The organism is Kitasatospora atroaurantiaca (assembly GCF_007828955.1).
Lineage (GTDB): Bacteria > Actinomycetota > Actinomycetes > Streptomycetales > Streptomycetaceae > Kitasatospora > Kitasatospora atroaurantiaca.
Genome location: NZ_VIVR01000001.1, coordinates 6,754,577 through 6,769,153 on the forward strand (window position 1 = coordinate 6,754,577; position 14,577 = coordinate 6,769,153).

The 14,577-nt window shown below is 72.8% G+C and carries 20 protein-coding genes and 1 riboswitch; of the genes, 15 read left to right on the plus strand and 5 right to left on the minus strand.

The features are described 5' to 3' along the window. The first annotated feature begins 6 nt into the window (after positions 1-6). The 7 genes from FB465_RS30365 to FB465_RS30395 all read left to right on the plus strand — a co-directional run bounded on the left by FB465_RS30365 (position 7) and on the right by FB465_RS30395 (position 6,032). Entirely contained in the window at positions 7-834 is an 828-nt protein-coding gene (locus FB465_RS30365; RefSeq protein ID WP_145795693.1) for a shikimate dehydrogenase, read from the plus strand. 176 nt (positions 835-1,010) lie between these two features. Continuing rightward, entirely contained in the window at positions 1,011-2,195 is a 1,185-nt protein-coding gene (gene aroC / locus FB465_RS30370) for a chorismate synthase (RefSeq protein WP_145795695.1), read from the plus strand. Continuing rightward, complete coding sequence (locus FB465_RS30375) at positions 2,195-2,731, plus strand: shikimate kinase (protein WP_145795697.1); 537 nt, start codon at positions 2,195-2,197, stop codon at positions 2,729-2,731. The genes aroC and FB465_RS30375 overlap by 1 nt, the downstream gene beginning before the upstream one ends. After that, positions 2,731-3,819: a 3-dehydroquinate synthase gene (aroB, locus tag FB465_RS30380; protein ID WP_145795698.1), complete on the plus strand. Its 1,089-nt coding sequence runs from the start codon at positions 2,731-2,733 to the stop codon at positions 3,817-3,819. The genes FB465_RS30375 and aroB overlap by 1 nt, the downstream gene beginning before the upstream one ends. Continuing rightward, positions 3,816-4,256 carry a type II 3-dehydroquinate dehydratase gene (gene aroQ, locus FB465_RS30385; RefSeq protein WP_145795700.1) on the plus strand — a complete coding sequence of 147 codons (441 nt, stop codon included), beginning with the start codon at positions 3,816-3,818 and terminating at the stop codon, positions 4,254-4,256. The genes aroB and aroQ overlap by 4 nt, the downstream gene beginning before the upstream one ends. A gap of 98 nt (positions 4,257-4,354) precedes the next feature. Next, positions 4,355-5,143 carry an AAA family ATPase gene (locus FB465_RS30390; protein ID WP_246192931.1) on the plus strand — a complete coding sequence of 263 codons (789 nt, stop codon included), beginning with the start codon at positions 4,355-4,357 and terminating at the stop codon, positions 5,141-5,143. Positions 5,144-5,222: 79 nt separating this feature from the next. Next, the gene (locus FB465_RS30395) at positions 5,223-6,032 is read left to right on the plus strand and encodes an Fpg/Nei family DNA glycosylase (RefSeq protein WP_145795704.1); all 810 of its coding nucleotides are present in this window, start codon (positions 5,223-5,225) and stop codon (positions 6,030-6,032) included. Here FB465_RS30395 and FB465_RS30400 read toward each other — a convergent pair whose 3' ends face one another. Continuing rightward, complete coding sequence (locus FB465_RS30400; protein ID WP_145795706.1) at positions 6,033-6,467, minus strand: DUF3995 domain-containing protein; 435 nt, start codon at positions 6,465-6,467, stop codon at positions 6,033-6,035. A 219-nt stretch (positions 6,468-6,686) separates the two neighbouring features. On the opposite strand from FB465_RS30400, the gene FB465_RS30405 reads away from it, so the two are divergent. After that, a complete protein-coding gene (locus FB465_RS30405; RefSeq protein WP_145795707.1) occupies positions 6,687-8,318 on the plus strand; it encodes a peptide-N4-asparagine amidase in 1,632 nt (543 codons plus the stop codon). 4 nt (positions 8,319-8,322) lie between these two features. Here FB465_RS30405 and FB465_RS30410 read toward each other — a convergent pair whose 3' ends face one another. Then, the gene (locus FB465_RS30410) at positions 8,323-8,691 is read right to left on the minus strand and encodes an ArsR/SmtB family transcription factor (protein ID WP_145795709.1); all 369 of its coding nucleotides are present in this window, start codon (positions 8,689-8,691) and stop codon (positions 8,323-8,325) included. A gap of 84 nt (positions 8,692-8,775) precedes the next feature. Beyond that, positions 8,776-8,988: riboswitch (cobalamin riboswitch) on the plus strand. A 30-nt stretch (positions 8,989-9,018) separates the two neighbouring features. Here FB465_RS30410 and nicT point away from each other — a divergent pair. After that, positions 9,019-10,125 (plus strand): Nickel transporter NicT, encoded by a 1,107-nt coding sequence (nicT, locus tag FB465_RS30415; protein WP_145795710.1) that lies wholly within the window; start codon positions 9,019-9,021, stop codon positions 10,123-10,125. A 46-nt stretch (positions 10,126-10,171) separates the two neighbouring features. Here nicT and FB465_RS30420 read toward each other — a convergent pair whose 3' ends face one another. Next, a complete protein-coding gene (locus tag FB465_RS30420) occupies positions 10,172-11,014 on the minus strand; it encodes a DMT family transporter (RefSeq protein ID WP_145795712.1) in 843 nt (280 codons plus the stop codon). Positions 11,015-11,145: 131 nt separating this feature from the next. On the opposite strand from FB465_RS30420, the gene FB465_RS30425 reads away from it, so the two are divergent. After that, positions 11,146-11,721, plus strand: coding sequence for a helix-turn-helix transcriptional regulator (locus FB465_RS30425; RefSeq protein ID WP_145795714.1), 576 nt, complete (start codon positions 11,146-11,148; stop codon positions 11,719-11,721). Between the two features lie 61 nt (positions 11,722-11,782). On the opposite strand, the gene FB465_RS30430 is transcribed toward FB465_RS30425, so the two are convergent. Together FB465_RS30430 and rpmG are read right to left on the minus strand one after the other, a co-directional pair. Next, positions 11,783-12,031: a type B 50S ribosomal protein L31 gene (locus FB465_RS30430; RefSeq protein WP_145795716.1), complete on the minus strand. Its 249-nt coding sequence runs from the start codon at positions 12,029-12,031 to the stop codon at positions 11,783-11,785. Positions 12,032-12,054: 23 nt separating this feature from the next. Then, positions 12,055-12,219 carry a 50S ribosomal protein L33 gene (rpmG, locus tag FB465_RS30435; protein WP_145795717.1) on the minus strand — a complete coding sequence of 55 codons (165 nt, stop codon included), beginning with the start codon at positions 12,217-12,219 and terminating at the stop codon, positions 12,055-12,057. 124 nt (positions 12,220-12,343) lie between these two features. On the opposite strand from rpmG, the gene rpmB reads away from it, so the two are divergent. The 5 genes from rpmB to rpmF all read left to right on the plus strand — a co-directional run bounded on the left by rpmB (position 12,344) and on the right by rpmF (position 14,567). Then, positions 12,344-12,580, plus strand: a complete 237-nt coding sequence (rpmB, locus tag FB465_RS30440; protein ID WP_145795719.1) for a 50S ribosomal protein L28 — start codon at positions 12,344-12,346, stop codon at positions 12,578-12,580. Continuing rightward, positions 12,580-12,885, plus strand: coding sequence for a 30S ribosomal protein S14 (rpsN, locus tag FB465_RS30445; protein WP_145795721.1), 306 nt, complete (start codon positions 12,580-12,582; stop codon positions 12,883-12,885). Before rpmB ends, rpsN begins: the two co-directional genes overlap by 1 nt. An 11-nt stretch (positions 12,886-12,896) precedes the next feature. After that, positions 12,897-14,084 carry a CobW family GTP-binding protein gene (locus FB465_RS30450; protein WP_246192932.1) on the plus strand — a complete coding sequence of 396 codons (1,188 nt, stop codon included), beginning with the start codon at positions 12,897-12,899 and terminating at the stop codon, positions 14,082-14,084. 68 nt (positions 14,085-14,152) lie between these two features. Further along, positions 14,153-14,389, plus strand: coding sequence for a 30S ribosomal protein S18 (gene rpsR, locus FB465_RS30455; protein ID WP_145795723.1), 237 nt, complete (start codon positions 14,153-14,155; stop codon positions 14,387-14,389). Between the two features lie 13 nt (positions 14,390-14,402). Then, entirely contained in the window at positions 14,403-14,567 is a 165-nt protein-coding gene (gene rpmF, locus FB465_RS30460; protein WP_145795725.1) for a 50S ribosomal protein L32, read from the plus strand. Positions 14,568-14,577 lie beyond the last annotated feature (10 nt).

Consider the following 14,577-nt stretch of genomic DNA (forward strand, 5'->3'; position numbering starts at 1 on the left):
GATGATGTGACCACACAGCGTCGCGCCGCCGTGCTCGGCTCGCCGATCGCCCACTCCCTTTCCCCGGTGCTGCACCGGGCCGGGTTCGCCGCGCTGGGCCTGTTCGACTGGCGCTACGACCGCTTCGAGGTGGACGAGGCGGCGCTGCCCGCCTTCGTCGCGGACCTCGGCGCGGAGTGGGCGGGGCTGTCGCTCACCATGCCGCTGAAGCGGGCGATCATCCCGCTGCTGGACGAGGTCAGCGAGACGGCGCTGGCGGTGGACGCGGTCAACACCGTGGTGTTTGGCCCGGACGGTCGGCGCAGCGGCGACAACACCGATGTCCCCGGTCTGGTGAACGCGCTGCGCGAGCGTGGGATCGAGCGGGTGGAGTCGGCTGCCGTGCTCGGCGCGGGTGCCACCGCGTCCTCGGCGCTGGCCGCGCTGGCCCGGATCTGCACCGGCGAGGTGACAGCGTATGTGCGAAGTGCTGAACGAGCCGCCGAGATGCGCGCCCTCGGAGAGCGCCTCGGTCTGACCCTTCGGACGGCCGCCTGGGAGCGCGCGGCGGAGGCCCTCGCGACCCCGCTGACGATCTCCACCACCCCTGCCGGGGCCACTGATTCCTTCGCCGCCGCGGTGCCCGACACGCCCGGCGTGCTGTTCGACGTGCTGTACCACCCGTGGCCAACGAAGCTGGTCAGCGCATGTGCGGAGCGCGGCGCGACGGTGCTCGGCGGGCTCGATCTGCTGGTGCACCAGGCAGTGCTCCAGTTCGAACGGTTCACCGGCGCGGTGCCCGGACCGCTGGCGGCGATGCGTGCGGCCGGCGAGGCGGCGCTCGCCGGGAGCTGAGCGCCTCACGGGTTGTCCAGCGCAGTGTCCGCCACGCGGACCGTGGCCCGCGCGGCTGCGTCGGCATGAAAAGATCGGGAGCAGAGAGGTGGGCCCCCGCAGGGCCCGCCGGACGAACGCCCCGGTCGGCGAGCGGCTGACACACCGCGCGCCGGGCCGCTGACGAAGGAGCTCCGTTGGGTACGTTGCGCTGGCTGACGGCGGGGGAGTCGCACGGCCCCGCACTGGTCGCGACGCTGGAGGGCCTGCCGGCCGGTGTGCCGGTGACCACCGAGATGGTGGCCGACGCGCTGGCCCGTCGGCGGCTCGGCTACGGCCGCGGTGCCCGGATGAAGTTCGAGCAGGACGAGGTCACCTTCCTCGGCGGTGTGCGGCACGGCCTGACCATGGGCAGCCCGGTCGCGATCATGGTCGGCAACACCGAGTGGCCCAAGTGGGAGCAGGTCATGTCGGCCGACCCGGTCGACCCCGAGATCCTGGCCGGCCTGGCCCGTAACGAGGCGCTGACCCGCCCGCGCCCCGGCCACGCCGACCTGGCCGGCATGCAGAAGTACTCGATCGACGAGGCCCGCCCGATCCTGGAGCGCGCCAGCGCCCGCGAGACGGCCGCCCGCGTGGCCCTCGGCGCGGTCGCACGCTCCTACCTCAAGGAGACCTGCGGCATCGAGCTGGTCTCGCACGTGGTCGAGCTGGCCGCCGCCAAGGCCCCGGCCGGTGTGCTGCCGCTCCCCTCCGACGAGGCCCGCCTCGACGAGGACCCGGTGCGCTGTCTGGACGCCGACGCCTCGAAGCGGATGGTCGCCGAGATCGACCAGGCCCACAAGGACGGCGACACCCTCGGCGGCGTGGTCGAGGTGCTCGCGTACGGTCTCCCGCCGGGCCTCGGCTCCCATGTGCACTGGGACCGCCGCCTGGACGCCCGGCTCGCCGCCGCGCTGATGGGCATCCAGGCGATCAAGGGCGTCGAGGTCGGCGACGGCTTCGAGCTGGCCCGGATCCCCGGCTCGCAGGCGCACGACGAGATCATCCCGACCCCGGACGGCGTCAAGCGCACCTCCGGCCGCTCCGGCGGCACCGAGGGCGGCCTCTCCACCGGCGAGCTGCTGCGCGTGCGCGCCGCCATGAAGCCGATCGCCACCGTCCCGCGCGCCCTGCAGACCCTGGACGTGCGCACCGGCGAGCCCGCCAAGGCGCACCACCAGCGCTCGGACGTCTGCGCCGTCCCGGCCGCCGGCATCGTCGCCGAGGCGATGGTCGCGCTGGTGCTGGCCGATGCGGTGAGCGAGAAGTTCGGCGGCGACAACGTCTCCGAGACCCGCCGCAACGTGCAGGGGTACCTCGACAACCTGATCGTCCGCTGATGAGCGGGCGAATCGTCAAGCCGGGTGTGGCGCCCGTCGTCGTGCTGGTCGGCCCGCCCGGGGCCGGCAAGAGCACGGTCGGCCGGCTGCTCGCCGAGCGCCTCGGGGTCACCTTCCGGGACACCGACGCCGATATCGAGCAGCTGGCGGGCAAGCCGATCCCCGAGATCTTCATCGACGAGGGCGAGCCGCACTTCCGCGAGCTGGAGGTGCGGGCCGTCCGCGCGGCCGCCGAGACCCACGACGGCGTGCTGGCCCTCGGCGGCGGAGCCGTGATGGCCGAGGCCACGCGCACGCTGCTCAAGGGCCTGCCGGTGGTCTTCCTCGAGGTCGCGCTGGGCGACGCCGTGAAGCGGGTCGGCCTGGACGCGCCGCGCCCGCTGCTCGCGGTCAACCCCCGCGCCGCCTGGCGGGAGCTGATGGAGGCCCGCCGCCCCCTCTACCTGGAGGTGGCCACCGCCGTCGTCGACACCGAGGGGCGCCCGCCGGAGCAGGTCGCCGACGCCGTACTCGAAGCACTGGAGCTGAAGTACTGATGACTGACACCGTCACCATCCACGTCGGTGGCAGCGCCGGCCACGACCCGTACGACGTGCTGATCGGCCGTCAGCTGCTCGGTGAGCTGGGCGGGCTGATCGGCACCCAGGCCCGGCGGGTCGCGATCATCCACCCGGAGGCGCTGGAGGCCACCGGCGAGGCGATCCGCGAGGACCTCGCCGCCGAGGGCTACGAGGCGATCCTCCTCCAGGTCCCCAACGCCGAGGACGCCAAGAGCGCCGAGGTCGCCGCGTACTGCTGGTCGGTGCTCGGCCAGACCGGCTTCACCCGCAGCGACGTCGTCGTGGGCCTGGGCGGCGGCGCGACCACCGACCTGGCCGGCTTCGTGGCGGCCACCTGGCTGCGCGGGGTGCGCTGGATCTCCATGCCCACCACGCTGCTCGGCATGGTCGACGCGGCCGTCGGCGGCAAGACCGGCATCAACATCGCCGAGGGCAAGAACATGGTCGGCGCCTTCCACCCGCCGGTGGGCGTCCTCGCCGACCTGGCGACGCTGGACACCGTCCCCAAGCACGACTACGTCTCCGGACTGGCCGAGGTCATCAAGTGCGGCTTCATCGCCGACCCGGTGATCCTCGACCTGATCGAGGCCGACCCCGAGGGCGCCAAGACCCCGGCGGGCGCGCACACCGTCGAGCTGATCCGGCGGGCCATCCAGGTCAAGGCCGACGTGGTCTCCGGCGACCTCAAGGAGGCCGGCCGCCGGGAGATCCTCAACTACGGGCACACCCTGGGCCACGCCATCGAGCGCAACGAGCGCTACAAGTGGCGGCACGGCGCCGCGATCTCGATCGGTATGGTCTTCGCCGCCGAACTGGGCCGCCTGGCGGGCCGCCTGGACGACGAGACGGCCGACCGGCACCGAACCGTCCTCGCCTCGGTCGGTCTGCCGCTGAGCTACCGCGCGGACGCCTGGCCGAAGCTGCTGGACGCCATGAAGATCGACAAGAAGTCGCGCGGCGACCTGCTGCGCTTCATCGTCCTGGACGGCCTCGCCAAGACCTCCGTCCTGGAGGGCCCGGACCCGTCGCTGCTGGTCGCGGCGTACGCGGAGGTCTCGTCATGACCCGGGTGCTGGTGCTCAACGGCCCCAACCTCGGCCGCCTCGGCAGCCGGGAGCCGGACGTCTACGGCGCCACCTCCTACACCGGCCTGGTCGAGCGCTGCACCGCGCTCGGCAAGGAGTTCGGCTTCGAGGTCGAGGTCAAGGAGACCAACTCCGAGCAGCAGATGGTCGAGTGGCTGCACCGGGCGGCGGACGAGCGCACCCCCGTGGTGATCAACCCGGGCGCGTTCACGCACTACTCGTACGCGATGCGGGACGCCGCGGCCCAGCGGACCGCCCCGCTGATCGAGGTGCACATCTCCAACCCGTACGCCCGCGAGGAGTTCCGCCACACCTCGGTGATCGCCGCCGTGGCCTCCGGCACCATCGCCGGCTTCGGCATCGGCTCGTACGAGCTGGCCCTGCGCGCCATCGCCGAGCAGCTGACGACGCGCTGACCACGTGCTGACGGCTGATCACGTCGGCCCGGCGGCGGGCTGTGCCTGCCGCCGGGCCTCCGTGTAGTGTCCCCGTCGGGACATGTCGGGAGGTGACAGTGACGCAGTACGCAGCGGGAGGGCAGGTGCCGCCGCGACCGCCGGTGCCGCCGCCCGGTTACCCCGTACAGCCCGCGGGCGCACACCCGCCGTACCCGCAGCCGCCCGGCGCGCGTCCCCACCTGACGGCGCCCAGCGCGGCCGTCCCGCCGGGCGCTACCGGCCACTTCCTGCTTCCGACGGGTGCGCCGGTGCAGCTCCCGGCGCACGCGGTGCAGCAGCAGGCGCCCGTCGGCCCGCTCGCGGTGCTGCTGATCGGCCCGGCGGGTGCGGGCAAGACGACCGTCGCCCGGCACTGGGCGGAGCGCCGCCCGACCGCGACCGCGCACATCAGCCTGGACGACGTGCGCGAGTGGGTGCAGTCCGGCTTCGCCAACCCGCAGTCCGGCTGGAACAACGCCTCCGAGGCGCAGTACCGGCTGGCCCGCCGCACCTGCGGCTTCGCGTGCCGCAACTACCTCGCCAACGGCATCTCCTGCATCATCGACGACGCGGTCTTCCCGGACCGCCCGGCGATCGGCCTGGGCGGCTGGAAGCGGCACATCGGGCCGGGCATGATCCCGGTCGTGCTGCTGCCCGGCCTGGACTCCGTGCTCGCCCGTAACGCCCGGCGCAGCGGCAACCGCCGGCTCACGGACGAGGAGGTCGCCCGGATCCACGGGCGGATGGCCGGCTGGTACAGCTCCGGGCTGCCGATCATCGACAACTCCCAGCTGGACGTCACCGCCACGGCCGCCGCCCTCGACCAGGTGATCATGTCCCGGCTGGCGGCCCGTCCGGTCGGCTGAGCTGCCGGTCTTTCCCGGCTGTCAGTCCCACCTGCGATGATGACCAGGTCGCATCGAACTCCCGGGGGAGCTGACGCCCGTGCCCGAAGGCCACATCATCCACCGCCTGGCCGCCGAGAACTTCAAGACCTTCGGTGACCGCCCCGCCCGCGTCTCCAGCCCGCAGGGCCGCTTCGCCGAGGGTGCCGCGATGATCGACGGCCAGCTGCTGGCCGAGGCGGAGGCCCACGGCAAGCACCTCTTCCTCGGCTTCGAGGCGGGGGCCTGGCTGCACATCCACCTCGGTCTGTACGGCGGTTTCACCTTCGGCTCCGGCCCGGCACCCGACCCGGTCGGGCTGATCCGGCTGCGCCTGGAGAACGACGAGGCGTACGCGGACCTGCGCGGCCCCAACACCTGCGAGCTGCTCACCCCCGCCGAGAAGGCGGCCGTACACGCGCGCCTCGGCCCCGACCCGCTGCGCCCCGACGCCGCGCCCGCCGCCGCCTGGCAGCGGGTCTCCCGCAGCGGCAGCACGATAGCCGCCCTGCTGATGGACCAGAAGGTGCTGGCCGGCGTCGGGAACGTCTACCGCGCCGAGGTGCTCTTCCGCCTGGGCATCAACCCGCACCGGCCCGGGCGCGACCTCACCCGGGCCGAGTGGGACGCCATCTGGGCCGACCTGGTCGCGCTGATGCACGACGGCGTCGGCGCCGGGCGGATCGACACCGTCCGCCCCGAACACACCCCCGAGGCGATGGGCCGGCCGCCCCGGGTCGACGACCACGGCGGCGAGGTGTACGTCTACCGCCGTGCGGCCATGCCCTGCCTGGTCTGCGGTGCGGAGGTGCGCACCGAGACGCACGCCGCGCGCAACCTCTTCTGGTGCCCCAGCTGCCAGCAGCGCTGATCAGGCGGTCCGCCGCGCCGCACGCCAGGCCAGCGCCGCGCCGCCCAGGCAGAGCGGCGTGTAGAGCACCAGGTTGATCAGGTAGAAGCGCGAGTGGACGTCCGCGCCGAGCCCGGTGGCCCAGACCACCCCGGCGAGGCCGCGCAGCAGCATCCCGCCCGCCACCGCCCGCGTCCCCCACGTCAGCGCGGCGGGCGGTGCGGGCAGCTTCAGGGCGCCGCCCTGGGCCAGCACGGTGGCCGAGGCCCCGAGCAGCAGGGTGGCCAGAGGCAGCAGTACGGGCTTGGTGAACGGCACGTCGGTGTTCAGGATCAGCTGGGAGAGCTCCACGGTGTCCTGGCCGGGCCAGGTCCGGCCGGTGGCCCAGTAGAGGTGCAGCAGGGCGTCCCCGGCCAGGACGGCTGCGACGGCGGTGGCGGCGGTTCGACGCTTCATGAGGTCACCTCGGGAGGAGTGCTGACGGTCCGACACCCGAAAGAGCCCGGCTGCCCGTCCGTCGTTCCTGTGAGGTAGGTCTCAGCGCTCGGGCGCCCTGCCGCACCCTTGACAGGTGCAACTCATCGCCTGAAGGATGCCGATGGCCCGTCAGGGCCGGTGTCCGCAACGCGAATCGAGGCCGAGGTCTTGTCAGCTCATCCGGTAGTACGACGCGCGGTGCGCGCCCTCTCCGCCGCCGTCCTCGCCCTCGCCGCCACGCTCCTGACCGGCGGCCCGGCGCACGCCGACTTCGGCAGCGACTACCACAACCCGATCACCGCGGCGAAGCCGCTGACCCGGCCGGACACCAAGGCCTGCACGGTCGAGGTGATGCACGACCAGCAGTTCCGCAACGGCTACGGCAACCCGCCGGACACCCCGTACGCGGCCTCGCTCACCCCGCCCGCCGACTGCGCCGGGCCCTGGTCCAAGGTCGTGCTGGACCTGCACGGAAGCGTCGCCGGGCGGCAGTTCGACCGGCTCTTCACCGTCCGGGTCGGCGGCTACGAAGTCATGATGTCCTCCACTCCCGAGCCCTCCCAGGACGGCATCGAGTGGCATGCGGAGCGCGACGTGACCCGTTACGCCCCCGTCCTGAACACCCCGCAGCCCTTCGAGTTCGACCTCCCGAACGTCACGGACAGCACCTACACCGGCGTCTTCCACGTCTCGGCGACGTTCACCTTCTACACCGCCTCGGCCGCCTGGCCGGCGGCCCGCACCGCCGACCGGCTGCTCACCACCGGCGCCTTCACCCTGACCCAGGGCGCGCCGTCCACCGCCAAGGACCTGGTCTTCCCGCAGAACCTGGAGAGCCTCACGGCCGAGGTGTACGCACGCGGCGGCGGCGCCTGCGAGGAGTTCGCGTACGCCTCCGCGCCGGACGCCTTCGTCCAGGCCAACCCGGGCCTCGGCTACTGCGGCAAGGGGCCGTTCCGCGAGCTGCGCCTCTCCGTCGACGGCCGGGTGGCCGGCGCGGTCTGGCCGTACCCGGTGATCTACACCGGCGGCTGGGACCCGCTGCTCTGGCGGCCCACTCCCGGGATCTTCGCCTTCGACCTGCCCGCGTACCAGGTGGACCTGACGCCCTACGTGGGGCTGCTGCTGGACGGCCGCCCGCACAGCGTCTCGATCGCGGTCAACCAGGCGGAGAGCCAGAGCAACGACGCCTGGACGGGCCAGGTCAACCTCTTCGCCACCGTCGACCACGGCAGTGCCCGCACCACCGGCGGGCTGACGCAGTACCAGGTCGCCCCCGAGGCGGCCGTCGGCACCGCCCTCACCGACCAGGGCGGCGGCAGCGGCCGCTGGACGGTCACCGCGAGCCGGCACGACCTGGCCCGGGGCTGGGTGCAGACCTCGCACGGCCGGGTGACCACCGAGGTGCGCGGCGACCTGACGTTCCGCTCCGGCCAGCAGCTCAAGGACCGCGGCAACGACCTGACCCTGCACAACGGCGCCGAGCTCACCTGGACGACCGCCAGCTGGGGCGGCGGCCCGCACCGGGTGCACACCGTGCACGAGAGCGAGCCGCTGGAGGTGACGTACCGGGTGAGCCAGGACGCGGCGGGGAACTCCGACCAGCGGACCGCCATGGACCTCGGCTACCACCGCACCGACACCACCGCCACCGGCGCCCACGTCGCGGCCTACTCCAGCGTCGACCACACCCTCCGCCCGACCGCCCACCGCCACAACGGCGACGCGACCGTACGGACGGGAAGCTCGGCCGAGACCTACCGCAGCACCGACGCCGACGGCAGCTACAGCCGGACCATCACCACCGTGGACGGCTGGCCCACCCCGTGAGGGGTCAGGCGCCCTCCCGGTACCCGAGCACCCCGTGGGCCAGGACCTCGCCGATCGCGCTGTCCACCAGCCGGTAGCGCACCACCCGCCCGTCCCGCTCGCCGGCGACCAGCCCGGCCGCGCGGAGCAGTCGGAGGGCCTGGGAGACGGCGGGGTCGCGCATACCGGTGGCGACGGCGAGGTCGGTGACGGCGAGCGGGCCGGTCTCGTGCAGGGCGAGCAGCAGCGAGAGCCGTCCCGGGTCGGCGAGCAGGGCGAAGCGCTCGGCCCAGGCCCGTACGTGCTCGGCGTCGCCGATGGCGGCGATGGCCTCGCAGACCCGGTGCCCGTCGATGGTCCGGTGGCTTGCGCGCTCGGCGGGGACGAGATGCATGCCGAGCATTCTTGCAGCAGGCGGGCCTGTGATCCATGACACCTGCACAGGTGTGCAGGCTTGCAGCCGTACCCGCGCGACCCCTACGGTGGTCCACGCCGTGGTGCTCGGGAAGACCGGTGACGGATCCTCAGGGGTCTCAGACCGGAGCGGCCCTCGCCACTGTGATCGGGAAGCAGCCGTGTCAGTCCCACCCTCGCGGGTCGGGAGGCCACTGGGCGTGAGAGCGCCTGGGAAGGCCGGACACGGTGCGTTCGACCCGTCAGCCAGGAGACCGGCCACGGCATCTCACGAAGTGATCCACGAGGTGCTGGAGCGTGACCGCAGATGACCCTGCCCGAAATCGGTGCTGCCCCGACGGCGGTCCCCGCCCTGCCCGTCTTCAACTGGAAGCGTGAGGACACCGTCCGCACGGCCGGTCTCATGGGCGTGATCCTGGCCATGCACGTGCTGGCCTTCGGGACGCTGTTCTTCCTGGTGGTGCCGGAGAACTACGAGGTCGGGACGCAGGTCTTCGGGGTCGGGCTCGGCATCACGGCGTACACCCTCGGCATGCGGCACGCCTTCGACGCCGACCACATCGCGGTGATCGACAACACCACCCGCAAGCTGATGGCCGACGGCAAGCGCCCCGTCTCGGTGGGCTTCTGGTTCGCGCTCGGGCACTCCTCGATGGTCGTGATGATGGCGGCGCTGGTGGCCGGCGGCGCGGCCCTCGCGGGGACGCTGATGGACGAGGAGTCGACGACCCATCAGCTGCTCGGGATGGTCGGCACCACGGCCTCGGGCGCCTTCCTGTACCTGATCGCCGCACTGAACCTGGCGGCGCTGCTCGGCATCCTGCGGGTCTTCCGGGCGATGCGGGCCGGGCAGTTCGACGAGACCGAGCTGGAGGCGCACCTCAACTCGCGCGGTCTGATGAACCGCATCCTCGGCCGGGCCACGCGCTCGATCACCCGCCCGGGCCAGATGTTCCCGGTCGGCATGGTGCTCGGCCTCGGCTTCGACACCGCGACCGAGGTCACGCTGATGGTGATGGCGGGCTCGGGCGCGGCCGCCGGCCTGCCCTGGTACGCCATCGTCTGCCTGCCGCTGCTGTTCGCCGCCGGGATGAGCCTGTTCGACACGCTGGACGGCACGTTCATGAACTTCGCCTACCAGTGGGCGTTCTCCAACCCCGTCCGCAAGGTCTACTACAACCTCACCATCACCGGTCTGTCGATCGCGGTGGCCTTCGTCATCGGCACCATCGAGCTGGTCGGCGTCCTGCACGAGAAGCTCGACCTGACCGACCCGGTGACCGGATGGATCGCCGGACTCAGCCTGGACAACGTCGGGTTCGTGATCGTCGGCCTGTTCTTCGTGGTCTGGGTCGCGGCGATCGGCTACTGGCGCTTCGCCAGGGTCGAGCAGCGCTGGACCACGGCCAACTGATCCGCCGCGCCGGGCCCGTGGAGGGGATGGGCCCGGCGGGGTGGGATCACCCTGCTGCCAGCAGCAGGGTCCCCACCACGGCCAACCCCGCGCCGACCATCTGCACCCGCCGCAGCCGCTCCTTCAGCAGCCCGCGCGCCATCAGCGCGGTGACCACGGGGTAGAGCGAGGCGAGCACGGCGGCCACCGCCACCGACCCGCTGTGCGAGGCGGCGGCGTACGCGCCGTTGGCGGCCACGTCCGCGACCCCGACGGCGGTGAGCGCCGGCAGGCTGCGGCGGAGCGTGCCGAGGCCGGTGGGCTGCTGACGGGCCGCCAGCAGTGCGGCACCGCCCACCGCGACGTTGCACAGCCGCTGGACGCACAGCGCCAGCAGCAGCCCGCCCCCGGCGGAGGCATGCGCGATCAGTGCCATCACGGCGCCGAAGCCGAAGGCGGCGCCGATGGTGAGCGCCAGCACCCGCCCGGCGGCCGCCGGGCCGCCGCGCTGGGGGCCGCCCGCCAGCACCACACCGAGCACCGCGACCGCGATACCGGCCGCCTGTGCCGCGCCCGGCCGCTCGCCCAGCATCAGCCCGACCCCGACCGGGACGGCCACCCCGACGGTGGCCAGCGGCGAGACCACCCCCATCGGGCCGAGCGCCAGCGCCCGGTAGAAGGCCAGCATCGCGAACGGCCCGATCACCCCGGCGGCGACCGCGTACCAGAGCGCGGACGAGGCGTCCGCCAGGCTGCCCGTGGCGAGCACCGCGACCACCAGCAGCACGGTGGCCGCGCTCTGCGAGGCGACCACCACCGTCAACGCGGAGATCCGCCGGGTCAGCGCGCCGCCGCCGTAGTCGGCCAGCCCCCACAGCAGGCTGGCGGTCAGGGCCAGGACGGCGCTCATGGCAGGATGCCGGTCTGGGGTATCACAGTGGACTCCGAAGTACAGTTGATTGAACTCTTGGCTGACAAGCAGCCTAGTTCATTGCACTGAACCAGACGAATCAGTTTATTGGACTAGCTAGGATTTCCCGCGTGCCGGACCCCGATCTCGTCTCCCAGGCCCTCGCCCGGAACCTCCGGCGGCTGCGCGCCGACCGAGGCCACACCCTCGACGCGCTGGCCGCCCGCGCGGGCGTCAGCCGCGGAATGATCGTGCAGATCGAGCGGGCCCGCACCAATCCCAGCGTCGGCACGGTGGTCCGGCTCGCCGACGCCCTCGGCGTCAGCATCGCCCGGCTGCTCGACTACGACGAGACCTCGCAGGTGCGGATCGTGCCCGCGGAGGAGGCCGTCCAGCTCTGGTCCACCGCGGCGGGGAGCAGTGGGGTGCTGCTCAACGGCGTCGAGGCCCCCGGGCCGCTCGAACTCTGGCACTGGCTGCTGATGCCGGGGGAGGGGCACACCTCGGACGCCCATCCGCCCGGGACGGTCGAGATCGCCCGGGTCGACGAGGGTGAGCTGACGCTGGCCCTGGACGGCCAGGACCACCTGGTGCCGGCGGGCAGCACCGCCTCGTACGAAGCCGGCGTCCCGCACGGCTACCGCAACGACGGTGCCGTGCCGCTCCGGGTCACCCTCGTGGTCTCGGTACCGCCGCCGGCGCGCTGAAGCCGAACACGAGAGAGGCGCCCTTCCCCCGCCGGGGAAGGGCGCCTTCGTCGACTCCGGGTCAGTTTCCCAGGCCGTAGCGGCGCTGGAAGAGCTCGACGCGGCCCGCCGTGTCGAGCACGCGGGACTTGCCGGTGTAGAAGGGGTGGCTCGCCGAGGAGATCTCCACGTCGACGACGGGGTAGGTGTTCCCGTCCTCCCACTCGACGGTGCGGGTGCTGTCGATCGTCGACCGGGTCAGGAAGGCGAGGCCGCCGGCCTTGTCGCGGAAGACGACGGACCGGTACTCGGGGTGGATGCCGGACTGCATGTGGGGGCTCCTTGGGGTGAGGGTCAGCGCTCTTCGCGGAACAGCACGTGCTGCCGCGCCGCCGGGTCGTACTTGCGCAGGGTCAGCCGGTCGGGGTCGTTGCGGCGGTTCTTCCGGGTCACGTACGTGTAACCGGTGCCGGCGGTCGACCGCAGTTTGACGATCGGGCGCAGCTCGTTGCGGGCCATCTGTGCTCCTCCTGGCGGGTTCGGATCGCAGGTTCGGATTCGACTATACCGAAATGGATGTCGTTTTCATCTGGTGTAGCGTTAGCCCGGTCCTGCCTATTCCCGCAGCCGATGGAGCATCCCCATGTCCGCCCACTGCCAGCTGACCGGCCGCAGGCCGGGCTTCGGCAACGCGATCTCCCACTCGCACCGCCGCACCCGCCGCCGCTTCGACCCCAACATCCAGCGCAAGCGCTACTGGCTCGCGAGCGAGGGCCGCCACGTACGCCTCACGCTCAGCGCGGCCGGCATCAAGACCGTCGACACGATCGGCATCGAGGCCGCCGCCGCCCGTATCCGCGCCCGGGGGGAGAAGGTCTGATGGCCAAGCAGAGCAAGATCGCCAAGAACGAGGCCCGCCGCGCGATCGTCGCGAGGTACGCCGAGCGCCGAGCCGAGCTGAAGCGGCTGATCGCCCACCCCGCGACCGGGCCGGCCGAGCGCCAGGCCGCCCAGCAGGAGCTGGCCCGCCAGCCCCGCGACGCCAGCGCCACCAGGCTGCGCAACCGCGACAGCGTCGACGGCCGCCCGCGCGGCTACCTCCGCGCCTTCGGCCTGTCCCGGATCAACCTGCGTACGCACGCCCATGCGGGCCACCTGCCGGGTGTGCGCAAGGCCAGCTGGTAGGAGGGGAGCCCGTGTCCGAGGAGAACAACGAGGAGATCAAACTTCCGGTCGTGGTGGTGGCCGGCCTGCACCGGGCCGAGCGCCGCCAGGCCGTCCAGGAACTGCTGGACACCTGCGTCGACGCCGTCGTGCTCCACCACGACCTGCGCGACGCCTCGTCCGGCACCGTGTACCGCGAGTGCCGCGACGCCGATGGCCCGTACGGCCTGGCGGAGGTGCCGCTCACCAACGACTGCCCCTGCTGCGCCCTGCGCGAGGACCTGCTGCCTGAGCTGCTGCGGATCGCCGACGCCGGGCAGCACGGGCTGGCCGTCGTCGAGCTGTGGGGTGGCAGCGACCCGCACCCGGTGGTCGAGCTGATCGCCGGCGGCGAGGTGGGCGACCGCTGCCTGCACGAGGCCGTCGAGCTCGCGGGCGTCGTCACGGCCGTCGACCCGCTCACCCTGATCGGTGACCTGTCGGTCTCCGACGAACTGACCGAGCACGGCGAGCACACGGCCGCCCAGGACACCCGTACCCGGGCCGAGGCGCTCGCCCACCAGATCGAGTACGCCACCACGCTCGCGGTGCCGCGCTCGGGCGGCGACCACCGCCGGGGCGGCCTCTCGATGCTCCGTCAGCTGCACCCCACCGCCCGGGTGGTCCGGCTCGGCACGGGCTCGCTCACCAGGGCCGCGCTCGGCGGCTTCGACGTGGCAGCGGCCCGCGACCGGGTCAACCCGGCCGTCGCGCTGCTGCCGCAGGAGCACGACGAGGCCGGGGTCGCCACCGTGGTCTGGGAGCGCCGCCGTCCGCTGCACCCGGCCAGGCTGCACGAGGCCCTTGAGCAGCTCGTCCCGGCCGCCCAGCGCAGCCGGGGCCGGTTCTGGCTGGCCAATCGGCCCGAGCTGATGCTCGCCTGGGACGCCGCCGGGGCCAGCCTGGCCGTCGAGGAGTGCGGCCCGTGGCTGACCTCGCTCCCGGACGCCGTCTGGGAGCTCTACCCGCCCACCCGCCGGGCCGCCGCAGCCCTGGACTGGCACCCCGTCCACGGCGACCGCATCCAGCAGCTCAGCTTCACCGCCGACGGCCTGGACGCGGACGGCATCGTCGAACTGCTCGACTCCTGCCTCCTCGACGACGCCGAACTCGCGGCGGGTGAGCCCGGTTGGAAGGCCCTCCCGGACGCCTTCGAGGACCTGCTCGACCCTGTCGCCTGAACTCGCCCGGTCTCCTGAACTCGGTCCCATCTCCTGGCCTCGGCCCCGTCTCCCGAAGGAGCTCCCAGATGCGCAAGCACCCCGGCGCCCCCGCGAAGCCCCGCCCCAACCCGCTGATCGCGGCGGGCATCACCTACATCGACTACAAGGACACCGACCTGCTGCGGAAGTTCATCTCCGACCGCGGCAAGATCCGCAGCCGCCGGGTCTCCCGCCTCACCGAGCAGCAGCAGCGGGCGATGGCCCGCGCCATCAAGAACGCCCGCGAGATGGCCCTGCTCCCGTACTCGTCCACCACCCGCTGAAGGAGCCCGACCGATGGCCGTACCCAAGCGCAAGATGTCCCGCAGCAACACCCGGCACCGCCGCTCCCAGTGGAAGGCCGCCGCCCCGCAGCTCGTCCCGATCACCGTCGACGGCCGTGAGCACCTCGTCCCGCGCCACCTGGTCCGCGCCTACCAGCGGGGCCTCATCGCACTCTGAATCCCGCTCT